Below are 19,092 nucleotides of genomic sequence, written 5' to 3' on the forward strand. Positions count from 1 at the left end.
GCAAACCTGTCATCCTCAATCCCCCTCGAACACCGGCTTTTCCTTGGCCACGAACGCCTTGTAGGCGCGCTCGAAGTCGCGGGTCTGCATGCAGATCGCTTGCGCCTGCGCTTCCGCCTCGATCGCCTGGTCGAGACCCATCGACCATTCCTGGTTGAGCTGCGTCTTGGTGATGCCGTGCGCAAAGGTCGGGCCGGAGACGATGCGCGCCGCCATATCGAGCGCGTCGGCCTCCAGCGAGGCGGCATCGACCAGCCGGTTGTAGAAACCCCAGCGTTCGCCTTCCGCCGCCGTCATGGTGCGGCCGGTGTAGAGCAGTTCGGCGGCGCGGCCCTGGCCGATGATGCGCGGCAGGATCGCGCAGGCGCCCATGTCGCAGCCGGCGAGGCCGACGCGGGTGAACAGGAACGCGGTCTTGGCTTTCGGCGTGGCGATGCGGATATCGGAGCTCATCGCAATGATGGCGCCGGCGCCGACCGCGACGCCGTCGACCGCCGCAATGATCGGCTTGCCGCAATTCAGCATCGCCTTGACGAAATCGCCGGTCATGCGGGTGAAGGCGAGAAGCTGCTTCATGTCCATCTTGACCAGCGGGCCGATGATGTCGTGGACATCGCCGCCGGAGCAGAAATTGCCGCCATTGGACAGGAACACCACGGCGTCGACGTCATCGGCATAGACGAGGTCGCGGAATGTGTCGCGGAGTTCCGCATAGCTGTCGAAGGTCAGCGGGTTCTTGCGCTCGGGCCGGTCGAGCCGGATCTTTGCGATCCTGCCCTCGACCTCCCAGAGGAAATGCTTCGGCTTGCGTCCGGCCATTGCGGTCATTCGCGTCCCTCCCAGTTGCTGCGGAACGAGGTCAGCATGCCGGTCAGCCGGCGCGCGTCGTCCTCGCTGACCTTGCCCAGCAATTCACCGATCCAGCCTTCATGCGCCGCGGCGATGGTGGCGAAGGCCTGCGTGCCTTCCTCGGTCAGCCGCACCATCGACGTGCGGCGGTCGCCATTGCGCCTCGCGCGGGCGACAAGTCCTTCCGAAACCAGCCGGTCGACGATGCCCGTGACATTGCCGTTGGAGACCAGCAGGAAACGCGACAGGTCGCTCATCAGCATGCCTTCCGGCGCGCGATAGAGGGCGGCCATCACGTCGAAGCGCGGCAGCGTGGTGTTGAACTCCTTCTTCAGCCGCTCGCGCAACTCGGCCTCGATCGTGCGTGAGGCGCGCAGCAGCCTGATCCACAGACGCAAGCGGTCCTTGCCGGGTCCCGACGGCGCGGGCAGGGGGCCGGCTACCATGTTTCGCCTCCTGAGATGGAAATCGCCTGTCCCGTTATCGACTGGGCGGCGTCGCCGCAGAGCCACAGCACAGCCGCGGCGACCTCATCCGGCTGGATGAAGCGGCCTTGCGGGTTGGTCGAGGCGAGGCTTGACCGCGCTTGCTCGACCGAGCGGCCGGTCTTCTCGATGATGCGCTGGATGGACTCTTCCAGCATTTCGGTTTCCACAAAGCCTGGGCACACCGCGTTGACGGTGACGCCGGATTTCACTGTTTCGGCGGCAAGAGCCCGCATCAGGCCGATGACGCCATGCTTGGCGGCGACGTAAGACGCGACGTAGGCGTAGCCTTTCAGGCCGGCGGTCGAGGCGATGAAAACAATTCGTCCCGTTTTCCGCGCGGCCATGCCGGCCAGCGCCGGCTTCACCGTCAGGAAGGCGCCGGTCAAATTGACGTCGAGTGTTCGCTGCCAGTCGGTAAGGGTGGTTTTGTGCGCCGGGGCGCTGCCGGCCATGCCGGCATTGGCGACGACGATGTCGAAGGGGCCACGCGCGGCTTGCGCCCTCTCGTAGAGCGCCGCCATTGCCGCCTCGTCGGTGACATCGGCGACAATGCCGAAGATGCGGTCGTTCTCGCCGGCCACCTCAGTGAGCTCCGGTTCCCGGCGGCCGCAGATGGTCACGTCGATGCCGGCAGCAGCCAGCGCCAGCGCGATGGCCCGGCCGACGCCGGAGCCGCCGCCTGTGACCAGCGCATGCTTGCCCGCGATCATGCGCCAATCCTCGAAACCTGGCGCCAAGTACCCCCACCCCTAACCCTCCGCACAAGGGGGAGGGAGAAGGCAGCGGCAGCACCCATCCGTTGTAAACTTCTGCGGTTCCAGAGCCGACGGTGACTTGGTCCCCCTCCCCCTTGTGGGGAGGGGTTAGGGGTGGGGGTATAGCGCTGACGTGGCAAACGAAAAACACTCATACTTTCAGCCCCGCTGCGGCGTCGCGCTCGGCCAGCCGGTAGAGCTGGTCGCGTCCGGGCAGATAGGGGTCCGGCCATTTGACACCGCGGTCGCCGAGCGTCACCGCCGCATGCAGCGTCCAGTAGGGATCGGCGAGATGCGGCCGTGCCAGCGCCACCAGATCGGCGCGGCCGGCCATCAGGATCGAGTTGACATGGTCCGGCTCGTAGATGTTGCCGACCGCCATGGTGGCCATGCCGACCTCGTTGCGGATGCGGTCGGAAAACGGCGTCTGGAACATGCGGCCATAGACCGGCTTCGCCAGTGCCGAGGTCTGGCCGGCCGAGACGTCGCAAATGTCGACGCCGGCCTCATGCAGCAGCCGGGCGATCTCGACCGCATCGGCTGGCGTCACACCTTCGATGCCGACCCAGTCATTGGCCGAAATGCGCATCGAGATCGGTTTTTCCGCCGGCCAGGCGGCGCGCACCGCGCGGAAGATTTCGAGGGGATAGCGCATGCGGTTTTCCAGCGAACCGCCATAGGCATCCGTGCGCCGGTTGGTGACCGGCGTGATGAAGGATGACAGGAGATAGCCGTGCGCGGCATGGATCTCGAGCATGTCGAAGCCGCAGCGATCGGCCATCTCGGCCGAGGCCACGAATTCGTCGCACACTTTGTCCATGTCGGCACGGTCCATCGCCCTCGGCACCTGATTCTGCGGCGACCACGCGACGGCCGAGGCCGCCATCACCAGCCAGTTACCCGATACCAGCGGCACGTCGGTGCCCTCCCAGCCGAGCCGGGTCGAACCCTTGGCGCCGGAATGACCGATCTGGGCACAGATCTTCGCCTCGGTCTCGGTGTGGACGAAATCGACCAGCCGCGTCCACGCCACTTCATGTTCGGGCGCATAGAATCCGGGACAGCCCGGCGTGATGCGGCCTTCGGGACTGACGCAGGTCATCTCGATATAGATGAGCCCGGCGCCGCCCTTGGCCCGCTCGGCATAATGGGTGAAATGCCAATCGGTCGGGCAGCCGTCGACGGCCTTGTACTGCGCCATCGGCGAGACGACGACACGGTTCTGCAGCACCATATCGCGCAGCTTGAACGGCGCGAACATCGGCGCGCGGCGCATGCCGCCGGCACCCGCCTGGCGCTGGAACCATTCCTCCGCCCCGCCCAGCCATTCGGCATCGCGCAGCCGCAAATTCTCGTGGCTGATGCGTTGCGAGCGGGTCAGCAGCGAATAGTTGAACTGCACCGGATCGAGGCCGAGATAGCGCTCGACCTCCTCGAACCATTCCAGCGAATTGCGCGCCGCCGATTGCAGCTTCAGCACCTCGGTGCGGCGAGCATCCTCATATCTACGAAACGCCGCGTCGAGGTCCGGCTCGGACTCGACATATTCGGCCAGCGCCACGGCGCTTTCCAAGGCGAGTTTAGTGCCGGAGCCGATCGAGAAATGGGCTGACGCGGCCGCATCGCCCATCAGCGCCAGATTCTTGTAGGACCAGCGCTCGCACAGCACGCGCGGAAAATTGATCCAGGCGGAACCACGGATATGGTTGGCATTGGTCATCAGCGCGTGGCCGCCGAGATGTTTTTCGAAGATCCGCTCACAAACGGCGATCGATTCCTGCTGCGACATCGCGCCGAAGCCGAAAGCAGTCCAGGTCTGTTCGCTGCACTCGACGATGAAGGTCGCGGTGTCGCTGTCGAACTGGTAGGCGTGCGCCCACACCCAGCCATGCTCGGTCTTCTCGAAGATAAAGGTGAAGGCGTCGTCGAACTTCTGGTTGGTGCCGAGCCAGACGAACTTGCATTTGCGAGTGTCGATGTCGGGCTTGAAGATGTCGACGAAACTGTTGCGCGCCCTGGAGTTCAGGCCGTCGGCCGCGACGACCAGATCATGCGTCTCCATGTAGGGCTTGGGATCTGCAATGTCGGTCTCGAACATCAGCTTGACGCCGAGTTCGCGCGCCCGGCGCTGCAGCAGGACCAGCAGCCGCTTGCGGCCGATGCCGCAGAAACCGTGCCCTGACGAGACCGTGCGCACGCCGTCATGGATGACGGCGATGTCGTCCCAGTAGGCAAAGTGCTTCTTGATCCAGACGGCGCTGACCGGGTCGTTTTTCGACAGATTGTCGAGCGTCTCGGCCGAAAGCACGACGCCCCAGCCGAACGTGTCGTCGGCGCGGTTGCGCTCGAACACCGTCACATCGTGCGCGGCGTCCCTCAGCTTCATCGAAATGGCAAAGTAGAGGCCGGCTGGTCCGCCGCCGAGAACCGCAACCTTCATGTCTGCGATCTCCTCTTCGCTTGCTGGAGTTCAGTATCGCGCCGGCGACAAGATATTTCAAGCTTAAAGTTTTATATCAAAACGATTGTCCTGACATGGCGAAAGCGCGCCTGCGTGTCATCACGCAAGCGCGCTGCCGGATCAATTTTCCGGGTTCTTCGGGCTCCACAGCACCGTCTCGGCGTCCTTCTCATAGGCCATTCCGTCGGGATAACTGATCGCTTCCAGTTGCAGCCCCCACGGCGCCTGGAAATAGAGGATGGTCTGGCCGGCGGCCGGCCCTTCCTTGACCGGCAGCGGCCCCATCCGCGTCTTGACGCCCTTGCCTTCGAGATAGGCTTTGGCGGCAGCGACGTCGTCGACATAGAAGGCTATGTGGAAGCCGCCAATGTCGCTGTTCTTCGGCGTCAGGTCCTTCTGGTCCGGTGCTGTGTATTTGAACAGCTCTATGTTCGATCCATAGCCGCAGCGGACCATGGTGACCTCTTCGATCACCGCCTTCGGGTCGACGCCCAGGAGATCCTGCATGAAGGTGCCCTTGTCGTCGGCGAACGGACCGAACGACATCGCCTTCTTGCAGCCGACCACTTCGGTGAAGAAGTCGACCGCTTGCTTCATGTCGGGAACGGTGATGCCGGTGTGGTCGTGGCCGCGCATGCCTGGGATCGAATCCGCCGAGGCCATGCCGGCGCTGCCGAGCATCGCGGCGGCCACCGTTGCAATTGCGATTGTGGTCTTCATGTCAGTCCTCTCCATTTGGCGGGACTTGGGTCTTTGTGGTCGCACGTCCGAGGCCCGCTCTTCGGCGTGCGTATGCATTCATGTCGGCGCCTTGGCGGCGGCGGGGATGTCCAGCCAGCCAGCATCGATCTCGGGCAGCGGAATGGCCGCGATGAGATCGCGCGTGTAGGCCTGCTGCGGCTTGTCGAACAAGGCGTCGGTGGCGCTCGCTTCGACGATCATGCCTTCGCGCATGACAATCACTTGCCGGCACAGCCGCCGAATAACAGACAGATCGTGGCTGATGAAAGCGACGGTCAGCCCCATCTCCGCCGCCAGCTTTTCCAGCAGGGTCAGGATCTGCGCTTGCGTCGATACGTCGAGGCCGGAGACGATCTCGTCGGCCAGCACGAATTTCGGCGACAGCGCCAGAGCGCGCGCAATGCCGACGCGCTGGCGCTGGCCGCCCGACAGTTCGTGGCGGTAGCGGCTGGCAAAACTCTGCGGCAGGCCGACACGCTGCAGCGCCTCGGCGACGCGTGCCTTCAGATTGTCGCCAAGGCCGTTCTGTTTCAGCGGCGCGGCGATGATGCTGGCAATGGTGCGGCGCGGGTTGAGCGACGACATCGGATCCTGGAAGATCATCTGCAGATTGCGGCGCAGCGGCCGCAGTTCGGCTTCCGGCAGATGGGTGATGTCGCGGCCGTCGAAAGTGATGCTGCCTGCGCTGGGTTCCAGCAGGCGTACCAAAGCGCGGCCGAGCGTTGATTTTCCCGATCCGGATTCGCCGACGATGCCGGTCACCGAGCCCTTGGGCAGGTCGAAGTCCAGGCCCTTCAGGATTTCGACCAATGGCGCGCGGCCGATCAGTGGCTTGCGCGTCATGTCGGGCAGCGCGACCTTCAGCCCGCGCACGGAGAACAGTGGCTCAGCCATGCGGCCGCCTCCAGGCTTGGTCGGCGGCAGCGATCTCCGAAGCAAGCCCGGCCAGAACCGCCTCGTCCACCGGCTTCAGCGAGGCGAAAGGATCGGTGTAGCGTGGCGTCGCCGCCATCAGCGCTCGTGTATAGGGGTGCTGCGGCGCGGCGAAGAGCGCTGCGGTCTCGGCCTCCTCCACCACCTTGCCGGCATAGAGCACCGATACCTTCTGGCTGATCTTGGCGACGACGCCGAGGTCATGGGTGACGAACAGGATCGCCGTGCCGTGCTCGCGCTGCAACTGCACGATCAGCCGCAGGATCTGTTTTTGTACGGTCACATCGAGAGCCGTGGTCGGCTCGTCGGCGACGATCAGCCTTGGCTCCGCGGCGAAGGCGGCGGCGATCAGCACGCGCTGGCGCATGCCGCCTGACAGTTCGTGCGGATAGCTTTTCAGCACACGGTCGGGATCGCGGATTTGCACCTCGTCCAGCAATTGCCGAATGCGGGTATCGGCCCTCTCGCCACTCCAGCCGAGGATGCGCACCAGCCGGTCAGTCATCTGCGAGCCGACGCGGCGCGACGGGTTAAGCGCTGTCAGCGGGTCCTGCGGGATCAGCGCCGTGCGTGCCCCGATCAGCGTGCGCCGTGCCTTGGGCGGAAGCTTGCCGAGGTCTTCGCCTTCAAGCCGCATGTCGCCTTCGACAATGCGCACACTCGAAGGCAGGACGCCGAGCACCGCCTTGCCGATCATCGTCTTGCCGGCGCCGCTTTCGCCGACCAGCGCGCGGACTTCACCGGGCTGGACCGCAAGCGACACCGATCGCAGCACGCGCTGGCCGTTGGGCAGCACCGCGCTCAGATCCCTGATGTCGAGACAGCCGCTCATCGCAGCACCGGATCGAAACGCGTCTTCAGCGCCTCGCCGAACTGGCTGAACGACAGCACGGTCAGGATCAGCGTGATCAGCGGGAACACCAGCACCCACCAGGCCTGATGGATCGACAGCCGGCCCTCGGCGATGATGCCGCCCCAGGTCGGATCGTCGGTCGAAATCGACAGATTGACGAAGGACAGGATCGCCTCGACGATGACGGCGATGCCCATTTCCAGCGACAGCAATGCGACGATCGACGGCACCACATTGGGCAGCACTTCGCGCAGCATGATGCCGATGCGGCCATAGCCGGCGATGCGGGCGTTCTCGACATAGTCCATGCGCGACTGACCCATCGTCTCGGCACGGATCACCCGGCAAAAACGCGTCCAGTCGATGATGGCGATGGCCAGGATGACGGAACTCAAGCCCGTGCCAAGCACCGCCACGAGCAATATGGCGAACAGCACCGGCGGAAACGCCATCCAGACATCGACGACGCGCGAGATGATGCGGTCGGCCCAACCGCCGAAATAGCCTGCGATCAGGCCGAGGGTCGAACCGACCAGGCACGCAGCGATGGCTGCGGAAAAGGCGACGATGAAGGCGATGCGGCCGCCGAAGATCAGCCTCGACAACAGATCGCGGCCGAGGCTGTCGGTGCCGAGCCAATAGCCGGGTTCGGCGCCATTCATCCAGAATGGCGGCAGCCGTTCCAGCATCAAATCCTGCGCCAGTGGGTCCTGCGGCCCGACCAGCGGTGCGAAGATCGCGGCCAGCAGCGCCAGCAGCAGCCAGCCGCCGGCAAGCCACAAACGTGGCGACACACCTCGCCTTTGAGCACGACCCTCATCCATGGCGTAGCCTCGGATTGAGCAGCGCGTACATCATGTCGACGCTGAGGTTGATCAGCACGAACAGCAGCGCGAAGACCAGCACGATGCCTTGAATCAAAGGCAGGTCGCGGTTGATGACGGCGTCGATCGCCATGTTGCCGAGGCCTTCATAAGAAAACAGCCGTTCGACGATGACCGTGCCGCCAATGAGAAAGGTGAACTGCACACCGACCAGCGTCAGCGTTGGTAGCGCGGCGTTCTTCAGCGCCTCGCGCAGGATGACCTGCGTTTCCGAGAACCCCTTCACCCGAGCCAGCACGACATAGTCGAGGTCGAGCACTTCCTTCAGCGACTGTTTCAACAGCTGCGAGATGATTGCCGCCAGCGGCAGCGCCAGCGCCACCGCCGGCATCAGCATGTGCTTCAGGAGGTCCCAGGTCAGGTCGAGGCGCAGGCGCAACAGGCTCTCGAACAGATAGAACTGGGTGACGAAAGGCAGGTCGAGCTGCGGCGACACCCGGCCGGAAATGTCGAAGATCGGCACCAGCACGCCGAACAGCAGGATCAGCACCAGGCCCCACAGGAAGTCGGGAATGGAGAGCGCCGCGCCGCTGGCGATGTCGATGCCGGCCTCGACCGCCGTGCCGCGCTCGCGCGCGCCGATGATTGCCGTCGTGCCGCCGAGCGCCACCGCTATGATGAGCGCGACGATGGCAAGCTCCAGCGTCGCCGGCAGCCGGTTGAAGACGAGACCCAGCACATCCTGCCGCAGCGAGATCGAGGTGCCGAAATCGCCCCTGGCGACGCCCGACAGCCAAATGAAGAATTGTTGCACGATGGTCTTGTCGAGCCCATAGAGCGCCCGCAGCCGGGCGAGGTCGGCATCCGTCGCGCCGGGCGGCAGCATCATGGCGATAGGATCGCCGGGCGCGACGCGGATCACGACAAAGACGACGACGGCCACGCCGAACAGCGTGATCAGCATCGTCAGCAGACGGATCAGGAATCTTTGTAGGAGCATTCCGGCGTAGGCCTACTGCGTTCGGTGGCTGATGGAACGAACAGCCCCCTCATCCGGCCGCTTCGCGGCCACCTTCTCCCCGAGGGGAGAAGAGGTCGCCGACGGCTGAGCCAAGTCTCTTCTCCCCAGCGGGGAGAAGGTGGCCCGAAGGGCCGGATGAGAGGGCCTGCGTCGTTAAAGAAGACACGCTACCTCACGACAGCGTGCCTTCCCATATCGGTCAGGCCGGGGTCATCAGGGCCGGCAGCAGCGCGCCGGACACATGCTGCACCACATTGACGCCCTTGGCATGCACGATCGGCTGCGCATACTGCATCAGCGGCAGCACATAGGCCTGCTCGGCGATGTATTTGTCGACCGCCTTCCAGCCGGCGATGCGCTTGGCCTCGTCCTTTTCGCCCCACAGCGGATTGATCATGTCGATCAAATCCTGGCTGTCCCACACCGAATGCGGGCTCGGGCCGTACATGGCAAAGCCGGTCGAGGTGGTCGGATCGCCGATGGCATTGCCCCAATTGTAGAAGGCCGCCGGCGCCAGCTTGTCGGCGGCGCGCAGTTCGTAGTGCTTGGCGATCTCGTAGACTTCGATCGTCGCCTCGATGCCAACCTTGCGCCACATGCCGACGATCGCCTGGACCATCTCATAGTCCTTGGGTTTGAAGCCCTTGGTCGTCTGGATGGTGAACTTGACCGGCTTTTCCGGCGAATAGCCGGAAGCGGCCAGCAATTCCTTGGCCTTTTCCGGATTGTGCTCGACCTTGATCGACGCGTCGTAGGATGCGTATTCCGGCGTTTCCAGCGTATCGATCGGCTGGCCGTAGCCGCGCAGCAGGCGATCGACCAGCAGCTTCTTGTCGACGGCCATCACGGCGGCCTGGCGGACGTTCTTGTCCAGCATCGCCTCGATGTCGTTGAAGAAGATCATGCCGATGTCGGAAACGTTCTTGCACGAGCCGGCCAGCCCGTCCTTGGCGATCAGCCGGTCATACTCCTCATAGGGGATTTCGAGCGTCACCTGCGAGGAGCCGGATTCGATCTCGGCGACGCGGCTTGCCGCATCGGCGACGAACTTGATTGTCACATTCTCGAAGGCCGGCTTGCCGCCCCAATAGTTCGGGTTTGCCTTGAGCCGCAGGAAGGCGTTGCGCTCGAACTTTTCCACCATGTAGGGGCCGGTGCCGATCGGCGCCTTCTCGAAACCTTCGGCGCCGACCTTTTCGTAGTAGGCTTTCGGCATGATGTAGCCGGTCAGGAACGACATCCATTTGAAATAGACCGGGTCGAACTGCACGACGTCGCCGGTGATCTTGTTGCCGTCGATCTTGAAATTGTTGACGTTCTTCCAGACGAACTGGATAGGGTTGCCGGTCTTTTCGTCGCCTGCCCGCTGCAGCGACCAGACAACGTCCTCTGGCGTGAACGGCGAGCCGTCATGCCAGGTCACGCCTTCGCGCACCGTCATCGTGATCTTGGTGCGGTCGTCGTTCCAGCCCCATTCGGTCAGCAGGCCCGGCGCGAAGGACAAATCGGGCTTCTGCGGAATGAACTGGTCGAACACCGACTGGTAGAGGCCCTGGATCGTCGGGTTGACGGCCGAAGGGCCGGTGGTCGGATCCCAGGACGGCAAGTTGACATTGTAGGCGATGGTCAGTTCGCCGGCGGCTGCCTTGGCGATCTGCGGCAGGCCGACAGCGGCCACCCCGAGTGCCGCGGCGCTGTATCCCAGCAATTCCCGTCTGTTGATTGTCATGGTCGTTCCCCTTGTTGGTTTTGTTTCTGCGCGGCGTCTTCAGGCCATTGGTTCAGGCTTCTTGGGCAGCAGCGCCTTGCCCCTCGTAGCCTCAAGGAAATCTCCGGCTCCTACCTCCCGCCAAGCTGTTGTGCGAGCATGAAGCCCGACGCCGCACCTGTGCCGGCGCCCGGCCATGTCGCGGCTCCGGTGAGGTGCAGATGCGCCACCGGCGTGTTCCAGCCGGCATAGCCGCGCGCAGGGCGGAACAAGAAATTCTGCGCCAGATGATGGCTGCCGCAGACCTGGTCGCCACCGACGAGGTTCGGGTTCTCGCGCTCGAGATCGATGGGCGAGAAGACGGCGCGGCCGAGGATCTTGTTGCGCAGGCCGGGCGCATAGGTCTCGATGATGTCGAGGACACGCTCGGCGTAGGCGTCCTTCACCTCGTCCCAATGCGCGGGTGCGATCTTGCCGGCGGCATCGCCTGTGATTTCGGCGGGCAGCATGCGCACCTGCACCCACAGCACATGCTTTCCCTGAGGCGCTCGCGAGGGGTCGATCGCCGTCGGCTGGCCGACCACCAGCGTCGGCTCGTCCGGCAGCATGCCCGCCATCGCCTGCTGATAGGTGCGCGACATGGCGTCGAGCGACGGCGACAGATGCACATAGGCGAACTGCCGCAACTCGGCTCCGGCGCGCCATTCGGGCAAATCGTCGAGCGCCAGATGGATCATCATCGTGCCCGGCGCGTGGCGGAACTTTTGCATCGCCGTGTCGAAGCCGGCGTTACCCGAACCATTGGGCAGCAGCTTGCCGGTCAGCGCCTTGGGCGCGACGCCGGCAATGACCGCTTTGGCGGCGGTATGCGTCTCGCCCGAAGCGAGCCGGACGCCGGTCGCCTTGCCGGCGGAAACGGTGATCTCGGCCACTTCGGCGCCGGTGACAATCTTGCCGCCGGCGGAGGTCACCATGCCCGACAGGGCGCGGATGATGGTGTCGGCGCCGCCTTTGCCCAGCACCATGCCAAAGCTCTGGTTGGCCATTGATTCCAGATAGGGGAACACCGCACCCCCGGCGATGTCGGGCGCGAAGTCGAGATGCATGCCCCAGGTGGCGAGCGTTGCCCTGATATGCAGCGACTGGAAATTTTCCTCCAGCCAGGCGCGGGGCGAGGACAACAGCAGCCGGCCTGTATCGAGCGCCCCAGACATGCCCTTCTTGCGCCACAGGTTCCACGCGATGCCGGCAAGCGCGCGGGCGCTCATCGGCGAGCCCAGCAGCCGGAACAGATGTTCGGCCTCCGCCGGGAAGGCGGCGACCAGCCTGCGCCATGTCGTGGCGTCAGTGGCGGAGAAGGCGGCCATGCGCGCAGCGGTCTTTTCCATATCGTTGCTGACGCCGAACCAGCGTCCGTCCGGGAATGCGCTGGCAAAACAGTCGGCAACGGGCGCGAACTCCAGCCCCTGCGCTTTCAATTCATTTGCATATTTCCGGTGGAAGGCCGAGCCGGCGAACAGGCTCACATTCATCGCGCCGAAATCGTGGCGGAAGCCGGGAAGGGTGAATTCGCGCGTCTGGACGGCGCCGCCGATCGCTGCGTTGCGGTCGAATATCCCGGTTTTCCAGCCTTTGAGCGCCAAATGCGCGGCGCATGCCAGACTGTTGTGGCCGGCCCCGACAAAGATGGCGTCGAACTCGCTCACGCCTCGTCCCCATTTCCTTTATGCTTAAAGATAATTGCAGATGCATATGTTTTCGTCTAGTAGGATATTAAGGGCCGAGACGAGCCTTGATCATCACACGAAAGAGGGAACTTCAGACCATGGACACCCAAAAACTCCTCGGCGAAGTCGCCAGCCAGCTTCTTTCAGGCGCCATCAAGGTGGTCGACCTGTCGGCGCCACTCGGGCCGGACACGCCATTGATCAAGCTGCCGCCGGAATTGGCCGTCGACACGCCGAAGGTCGAGATCCACAACATCTCCCGTTACGACAAGAACGGTCCGTGGTGGGCCTGGAACTGGCTGAAGCTCGGCGAGCATTCGGGCACGCATTTCGATGCGCCGCAGCACTGGATCTCCGGCAAGGATTATCCGGACGGTGCCACCGACACCATTCCGGCGCAGAACTTCGTCGGCCCGGTCAATGTCATCGACTGCTCGAAGGAAGCCGCCGCCGACCCTGATTTCCTGCTCACTGTCGACCACATCAAGGCATGGGAAGCCAAGCATGGCGCGATCAATGCCGGCGAATGGGTGGTGATGCGCACCGACTGGTACAAGCGCAACGGCTCGGAAGCCGAGTTCCTCAACGCCAACGAGACCGGCCCGCACACGCCCGGCCCGACGGCCGAAGCCATCCAGTTCCTGATCAGCAAGGACATCAAGGGCTGGGGCTCGGAGACGATCGGCACGGATGCCGGCAAAGCCGGCGGCATGGAGCCGCCATTCCCGGCGCACACGCTGATGCACAAGGCCAACCGCTACGGTCTTGCCAGCCTTTGCAACCTCGACCAGCTGCCGCCGAAGGGCGCTATCCTGATCGCGGCGCCGCTGAAGATCGAACACGGCACCGGCAGCCCGATCCGCGCGCTGGCGCTGGTGTCGAAGGGCTAAGCGAAAGCGTTTGCCGTGACCCAGCCGGATCACATCATCGTCGGCAGCGGCATCAACGCGCTGGTCTGCGCGGCGATGCTCGGCGGCAAAGGGGCGCGTGTGCTCGTCCTGGAGCGCAACGACCGCATTGGCGGTTGCATGCGCACCGAGGAGATCACCGCGCCCGGCTTCATCCATGATGTGATGGCGACGACCTTCGTGCTGTTCATCACCTCGCCGGCCTTTGCGGCGCTGGGCGCCGACCTTGCACGGCACGGGCTGGAGTTCTGCCACACGGGCACGCCGACCGGCGTGCTGCGGCCGGACGGCAGCCACGCCGTGCTGCGCACCGACCGCGCTGCCAACGTCGCGGCCCTCAATGCGATCGCGGCAGGCGACGGTGACCGGCACGCGGATGATGTCGGCGGCATCGAGCGCAATGCCGGCCTGCTGTTCGGCTTGCTCGGCGGCAGCCTGTGGTCCTATCCGACCGCCAAGCTGCTGGCCGGCGATGGCTGGCGGCGCGGCCCGCGCGGTCTTGCCGCCTTTCTCGGCGAGGCACTGGTGCCGGCGCGCGGCTGGCTGGAAAACACCTACCGGTCCGAAACCATCCGCGCGCTGTGGGCGCCCTGGGTGCTGCATGCCGGGCTCGGCCCCGAAGACGCCTTTTCCGGCCAGATCGCCAGGGTTATCGCCTTCGCGCTTGAGGCGGCGGGCGCGCCGATCGTCAAGGGCGGGGCAAAAAACCTGCTGGCGGCCTTCGAGGCTTTGATCCGGGAACGCGGCGGCGACATCCGCACCGGCGCCGATGTCGCTTCGATCGTTCAAAGCAATGGCCGCGCGACCGGCGTGCGACTGGCCTCGGGCGAGACAATCACGGCCAACAAGGGCGTCATCTGCTCGGTTACACCGACGCAGCTCTATGGCAGGCTGCTTGGCGCGGATGCACCCAAAGCCGATGTCGAGGCGACGCAGAAATACCGATACGGCAAGGGCAATTTCCAGATCCATTATGCTCTGAGCAAGCCGCCCGCATGGCGGGGCGAAGGCCTGGACAAGGTGGCGCTGCTGCATCTGACGCCGGGACTGGATGGCGTCTCGAAAGCCTGCAACGAGGCGGCGCGCGGCATGCTGCCGGAGGTGCCGACCATCTGTGTCGGCCAGCCGCATGCGCTCGATCCGTCGCGCTGCCCCGAAGGCAAGGCGATCCTGTGGCTGCAACTGCCCGAGGCGCCTCGCCACATCAAGGGTGACGCAGCCGGCAAGCTGCAGGCACCGGCAGACGGGCAGTGGACCGTTGCGCTACGCGAAGCCTATGCCGATCGCGCCGAGGCCATCCTCGCCGGCCACATTGAGGGCTTCAAGGCCAGCGTGATCGCGCGCCGTGCCTATTCGCCGGCCGATCTCGAGGCGATGAACATCAATCTCGTCGGCGGCGACCCCTATGGCGGTTCCTCGACCATCGACCAGTCGTTCCTGTGGCGGCCGTTCAAGAGCAGCCGCAACCATCAGACCGGCATCAAGGGCCTCTACCATATCGGCGCCTCGACCCATCCGGGTGCCGGCCTTGGCGGCGGCTCCGGCTTTCTCCTTGCGGGGAGGCTGTGATGGAAGAGAAGGTCACTGAGAAGCGCCAGCGCATTTCGACCCTGGGGCAGATCGGCCTGCAGCAATTCGCGCCCTATCTGATGAACCGCATCATGGGCCGCTATAACGCCACCTTGCGCGACGATTTCCGCAAGCAGGGCCTGACCATTCCGCAGGTGCGCACGCTGGCCGTGCTGTCGGTCACCGACGGCATCACCGTCAACGATCTCTCGGTCTATACGGTCATCGAGCAGTCGACCTTGAGCCGGACGCTCGACTCGCTGGAGGGCCAGGGCCTGGTACGACGCGAACAGGGCGTCACCGACAGCCGCATCCGCCACGTGTTCCTGACCGACGACGGCCGCGCCGAGTTCGCGCGCGCCTGGCCGGCCATGCATGACGCGTTCGAGGCGATGTTCGACGATATCGACGACGCCGAATATTCCGCACTTATCGCCACGCTTTTGAAGATGCTGAAGAACATTCGCAAGCACGACATCTAGACCTACGCGTCGCCAAACCCCGGGCGGTACCGGAAGGAGAAAAAATGGCCGAACGCTCTTTTGCCAAGGAAGTCGAAAAGCTTCGGCTGGGTGCCGGCGAGGAATTTGCCGGCGAAGGCATCCTCGCCATCACTAAAGCGCTGCTGCAATGCGGCGTCGGCTATGTCGGCGGCTACCAGGGCGCGCCGATCAGCCATCTGATGGACGTGCTGGCCGACGCACAGGACATTCTGGGCGAACTCGGCGTGCACTTCGAAGCCAGCGCTTCCGAAGCCACCGCCACCGCCATGCTGGCCGCCTCGGTGCATTACCCGATCCGCGGTGCGGCGACCTTCAAGTCGACGGTCGGCACCAATGTCGCCTCCGATGCGCTGGCCAACCTCGCCTCCGGCGGCGTCACCGGCGGCGCGCTGATCATTGTCGGCGAGGACTATGGCGAAGGCTCCTCGATCATGCAGGAACGCAGTCATGCCTTCGCCATGAAAAGCCAGGTCTGGCTGCTCGACCCGCGCCCCAACCTGCCGTCGATTGTCAAGGCGGTGGAGGACGGTTTCGAACTGTCGGAGATTTCCAACACGCCGGTCATGCTGCAGGTTCGCATCCGCTGCTGCCACGTCCACGGCCATTTCATCGCCAAGGACAATAAGCGGCCGCCGATGACGGTCGCCGATGCGCTTGACGCGCCGCGCCGCGACACCGGCCGCATCGTTTTGCCGCCCGCTTCCTTCCTGCATGAGAAGGAGAAGGTGCAGAAGCGCTGGCCGGCGGCGGTCGATTTCATCCGCAAGAACAAGATCAACGAATTCTTCGGGTCGGATCATGGCTCGGTCGGCATCGTCATGCAGGGCGGCATGTACAATTCGGTCATCCGCGCGCTGCAGCGGCTAGGCCTTGCCGACACTTATGGCGACACCGACGTGCCGCTCTATGTGCTCAACGCCGTCTATCCCTTGATTGATGACGAGTTCCTGTCCTTCTGCGAGGGCAAGCAGTCGGTGCTGGTCGTCGAGGAAGGCCAGCCCAACTACATTGAACAGGCCTTCGCTTCGATGCTGCACAAGGCCGGTCGCGGCACCAGGCTGGTCGGCAAGGAGCATTTGCCGATGGCCGGCGAATACACCGGCCAGGTCATGCTCGACGGCATCGGCGCCTTCCTGCGCGCCGAGGCGCCGCATCTGCTGCCCGGCGAAGTGCGGGCGCCCAACAAGGTCGGCGATGGCGTCGACGCAGCCGACCTGATCAATGTCGTGCCGGGCCGTCCGCCGGGCTTCTGCATCGGCTGCCCGGAACGGCCGATCTTTGCCGCGACCAAGCTGGTCGAGCAGGAGCTCGGAAAGCATCACATCGCCTCCGACATCGGTTGCCACCTGTTCTCGATCATGCCGCCCTTCGAGCTCGGAGCCACCACCATGGGCTATGGGCTGGGGCCGGCCTCGGCCTCGGCGTTCAATTCGCCGGATGCCAAGCGCCGCTCCATCTCCTTTGTCGGCGATGGCGGCTTCTGGCACAACGGCCTGACCTCCTCGATTGGCAACGCGGTGTTCAACAAGAACGACGGCGTCATCGTCATCGTCGACAATTTCTATTCGGCGGCCACCGGCGGGCAGGACATTCTGTCGTCCCGCGCCGGCAACAAGACTAAGTCGACCAAGCATCCGATCACCGAGGCGGTGAAAGGCATGGGCGTCAAATGGCTGCGCCATGTCGACCGCACCTATGACGTCACCAAGATGCAGGACACGCTGCGCGAGGCGCTGACGACGGACGAGAAGGGGCCGAAGGTCATCGTCGCCTCGTCCGAATGCATGCTCAACCGGCAGCGCCGCGAAAAGCCGCTGGTCGACAAGGCGATCAAGGGCGGCGAGCGTGTGGTGAAGCCGAAGTTCGGCGTCGATGAGGACATCTGCACCGGCGACCATGCCTGCATGCGGCTGTCCGGCTGCCCGTCGCTGTCGGTGAAGTCGCTCGACGACCCGTTGCGCGACGATCCGGTGGCGCATATCGACCAGAGCTGCGTCGGCTGCGGCAATTGCGGCGAGGTCGCCGATGCGGCGGTGCTGTGCCCGTCCTTCTATCGCGCCGACGTCGTGCACAATCCGAGCCGCTGGGATCGCTTCCTGGAAGCCGCGCGCCGTGCCACCATCAGCCTGTTGCAGCGCCGCCGCGAAAGCCGGCACCTGACCTTCGCCGATGCTTGACGCCGTCCCCCCACTTCGCGCCCGCGCCGGTGCTCAGGATAGCGAGCGTGTCATCAAGCTCGCCGTGCTGGCGGTCGGCGGCCAGGGCGGTGGCGTGCTCGCCGACTGGATCACCGATGTCGCCGAGCGCAACGGCTTTGTTGCGCAATCGACCTCGGTCGCCGGCGTCGCCCAGCGTACTGGCGCCACCATTTACTATGTGGAGATGGCCCGCGACACCGGCCGGCTGCCGGTCTTCGCGCTGTCGCCGTCGCAGGGCGACGTCGACATCCTGATCGCCGCCGAATTGATGGAAGCCGGCCGTGCCATCATTCGCGGCTTCGTCACGCCCGAGCGGACCACGCTGATCGCCTCCTCGCACCGCATCGCCGCCGTGTCGGAAAAGATCGAGCCGGGCGATGGCCGGGCCTCGTCCTCCAAGGTTCATGCGACGGCGGAAGCAGCATCGAAGCGCTTCATCGCTTTCGACATGGAAAAGATCGCCGCCGACAATGGTTCGATGATCTCGGCCAGCCTGCTTGGCGCGCTGGCGGGGTCCGATGCGCTGCCCTTCACCCGCGAGAGCTACGAACAGGCGATCGGTGCCGGCGGCCGGGGCGTCAAGGCCAGCCTCGCTGCCTTCGGCGCTGCGTTTGACCGCGCGCGCGGCACGGCAGCACCGGCGCCGAAGCCGGCCGAGCCCGCGATAGTCGAATCTGCCCTGGGCACAGGACAGGTGAGTGGCCCGCAAAACCTGCTGCAGGGCTGGCAGACCTTGGCTGCCCGCATCGACCTGTTGCCGGTGGCCGTACGCGACATGGCACTTCGGGGCTTGAGAAAGGTCGTCGACTATCAGGACATCGCTTACGGGCGCGAGTATCTCGACTGGCTGGACCAGGCCGTCGCGCTGGACGGGCCGAACCGCGGCTATGGCCTGTCCATCGCTGCCGCAAAGCATCTGGCCAACGCCCTATGCTACGACGACATGATCCGCGTTGCCGATCTCAAGACGCGCTCGACGCGTGACAAACGCGTGCGCCGCGAGATCGGCGTCAAGGACGGCTCGATCCTGCAGGTCACCGAATATTTCCATCCGCGCATCGAGGAGTTCTGCGGCACGCTGCCGGCGGGACTGGGCAGCTACATCGAAAGCCGGCCGAAGCTCGCCGCCTTTCTCGACCGCCGCATCAATCATGGCCGCCGCATCCGCACCGACAGTTTTGCCGGCTTTGCAGCACTGTGGTTCATCGGCGGCCTGCGCCGTTGGCGCCGTAGTCTGCTGCGCCACAAGGTCGAGGTCGCGCATCTTGATCGCTGGTACGCGCTGGCGCTCGACCATGTGCCTAGGGATTATGCGCTGGCGGTCGAAATCCTCAACTGCCGCCGCCTGATCAAGGGCTACAGCGACACCCATGTCCGTGCGCAATCGAAATTCGACCGGGTGCTGTCGGCGCTCGATCTGGTCAAGGGCCGCACGGACGCCGCCGACTGGATCCGCCGCCTGCGCGAGATGGCGCTGAAAGACGAGAAGGGCGACATGCTGGATGGTGCGCTGAAGACGGTGGCGACGCTGGGACCGGATAAAATCGACTGAAT

The 19,092-nt window shown here is 64.6% G+C and carries 16 protein-coding genes; 5 read left to right on the top strand and 11 right to left on the bottom strand.

Features of this window, described 5'->3' with window-relative positions:
* Positions 1 to 15: 15 nt before the first annotated feature.
* The 11 genes from NKH97_RS12135 to NKH97_RS12185 form a co-directional block, all read right to left on the bottom strand.
* Positions 16 to 828, bottom strand: a complete 813-nt coding sequence (locus NKH97_RS12135; RefSeq protein ID WP_352796970.1) for an enoyl-CoA hydratase family protein — start codon at positions 826 to 828, stop codon at positions 16 to 18.
* Positions 825 to 1,295: a MarR family winged helix-turn-helix transcriptional regulator gene (locus NKH97_RS12140; protein WP_023811475.1), complete on the bottom strand. Its 471-nt coding sequence runs from the start codon at positions 1,293 to 1,295 to the stop codon at positions 825 to 827. Before NKH97_RS12140 ends, NKH97_RS12135 begins: the two co-directional genes overlap by 4 nt.
* Complete coding sequence (locus tag NKH97_RS12145; RefSeq protein WP_352439695.1) at positions 1,289 to 2,047, bottom strand: SDR family NAD(P)-dependent oxidoreductase; 759 nt, start codon at positions 2,045 to 2,047, stop codon at positions 1,289 to 1,291. The genes NKH97_RS12140 and NKH97_RS12145 overlap by 7 nt, the downstream gene beginning before the upstream one ends.
* Positions 2,048 to 2,243: 196 nt before the next feature.
* Complete coding sequence (locus tag NKH97_RS12150) at positions 2,244 to 4,532, bottom strand: bifunctional salicylyl-CoA 5-hydroxylase/oxidoreductase (protein ID WP_352796975.1); 2,289 nt, start codon at positions 4,530 to 4,532, stop codon at positions 2,244 to 2,246.
* A 141-nt stretch (positions 4,533 to 4,673) separates the two neighbouring features.
* Positions 4,674 to 5,273 (bottom strand): VOC family protein, encoded by a 600-nt coding sequence (locus NKH97_RS12155; RefSeq protein ID WP_352796978.1) that lies wholly within the window; start codon positions 5,271 to 5,273, stop codon positions 4,674 to 4,676.
* A gap of 78 nt (positions 5,274 to 5,351) precedes the next feature.
* The gene (locus NKH97_RS12160) at positions 5,352 to 6,188 is read right to left on the bottom strand and encodes an ATP-binding cassette domain-containing protein (protein ID WP_352796981.1); all 837 of its coding nucleotides are present in this window, start codon (positions 6,186 to 6,188) and stop codon (positions 5,352 to 5,354) included.
* Positions 6,181 to 7,059 carry an ABC transporter ATP-binding protein gene (locus NKH97_RS12165; RefSeq protein WP_352439691.1) on the bottom strand — a complete coding sequence of 293 codons (879 nt, stop codon included), beginning with the start codon at positions 7,057 to 7,059 and terminating at the stop codon, positions 6,181 to 6,183. Before NKH97_RS12165 ends, NKH97_RS12160 begins: the two co-directional genes overlap by 8 nt.
* Entirely contained in the window at positions 7,056 to 7,904 is an 849-nt protein-coding gene (locus tag NKH97_RS12170) for an ABC transporter permease (RefSeq protein WP_352439690.1), read from the bottom strand. Before NKH97_RS12170 ends, NKH97_RS12165 begins: the two co-directional genes overlap by 4 nt.
* Positions 7,897 to 8,904, bottom strand: a complete 1,008-nt coding sequence (locus tag NKH97_RS12175) for an ABC transporter permease (protein WP_023811468.1) — start codon at positions 8,902 to 8,904, stop codon at positions 7,897 to 7,899. Before NKH97_RS12175 ends, NKH97_RS12170 begins: the two co-directional genes overlap by 8 nt.
* A 220-nt stretch (positions 8,905 to 9,124) precedes the next feature.
* Complete coding sequence (locus NKH97_RS12180) at positions 9,125 to 10,654, bottom strand: ABC transporter substrate-binding protein (protein ID WP_023811467.1); 1,530 nt, start codon at positions 10,652 to 10,654, stop codon at positions 9,125 to 9,127.
* 110 nt (positions 10,655 to 10,764) lie between these two features.
* Positions 10,765 to 12,339, bottom strand: a complete 1,575-nt coding sequence (locus NKH97_RS12185) for a phytoene desaturase family protein (RefSeq protein ID WP_352439689.1) — start codon at positions 12,337 to 12,339, stop codon at positions 10,765 to 10,767.
* A 119-nt stretch (positions 12,340 to 12,458) separates the two neighbouring features.
* On the opposite strand from NKH97_RS12185, the gene NKH97_RS12190 reads away from it, so the two are divergent.
* From NKH97_RS12190 to NKH97_RS12210, 5 genes are read left to right on the top strand one after another with little or no spacing between them, the layout of a single operon-like run.
* The gene (locus NKH97_RS12190; RefSeq protein WP_128305660.1) at positions 12,459 to 13,250 is read left to right on the top strand and encodes a cyclase family protein; all 792 of its coding nucleotides are present in this window, start codon (positions 12,459 to 12,461) and stop codon (positions 13,248 to 13,250) included.
* 15 nt (positions 13,251 to 13,265) lie between these two features.
* Positions 13,266 to 14,837, top strand: a complete 1,572-nt coding sequence (locus tag NKH97_RS12195) for a phytoene desaturase family protein (RefSeq protein WP_352773466.1) — start codon at positions 13,266 to 13,268, stop codon at positions 14,835 to 14,837.
* Positions 14,837 to 15,319, top strand: a complete 483-nt coding sequence (locus NKH97_RS12200) for a MarR family winged helix-turn-helix transcriptional regulator (RefSeq protein ID WP_023811464.1) — start codon at positions 14,837 to 14,839, stop codon at positions 15,317 to 15,319. Before NKH97_RS12195 ends, NKH97_RS12200 begins: the two co-directional genes overlap by 1 nt.
* A 44-nt stretch (positions 15,320 to 15,363) precedes the next feature.
* Positions 15,364 to 17,517 (top strand): thiamine pyrophosphate-dependent enzyme, encoded by a 2,154-nt coding sequence (locus NKH97_RS12205; RefSeq protein WP_352796988.1) that lies wholly within the window; start codon positions 15,364 to 15,366, stop codon positions 17,515 to 17,517.
* On the top strand, positions 17,510 to 19,090 hold the full coding sequence (locus tag NKH97_RS12210; RefSeq protein WP_352796990.1) for an indolepyruvate oxidoreductase subunit beta family protein: 1,581 nt from the start codon (positions 17,510 to 17,512) through the stop codon (positions 19,088 to 19,090). Before NKH97_RS12205 ends, NKH97_RS12210 begins: the two co-directional genes overlap by 8 nt.
* The last annotated feature ends 2 nt before the right edge of the window (positions 19,091 to 19,092 follow it).

The sequence above is a fragment of the Mesorhizobium sp. M0870 genome (assembly GCF_040319775.1).
Taxonomy (GTDB): Bacteria; Pseudomonadota; Alphaproteobacteria; order Rhizobiales; family Rhizobiaceae; genus Mesorhizobium.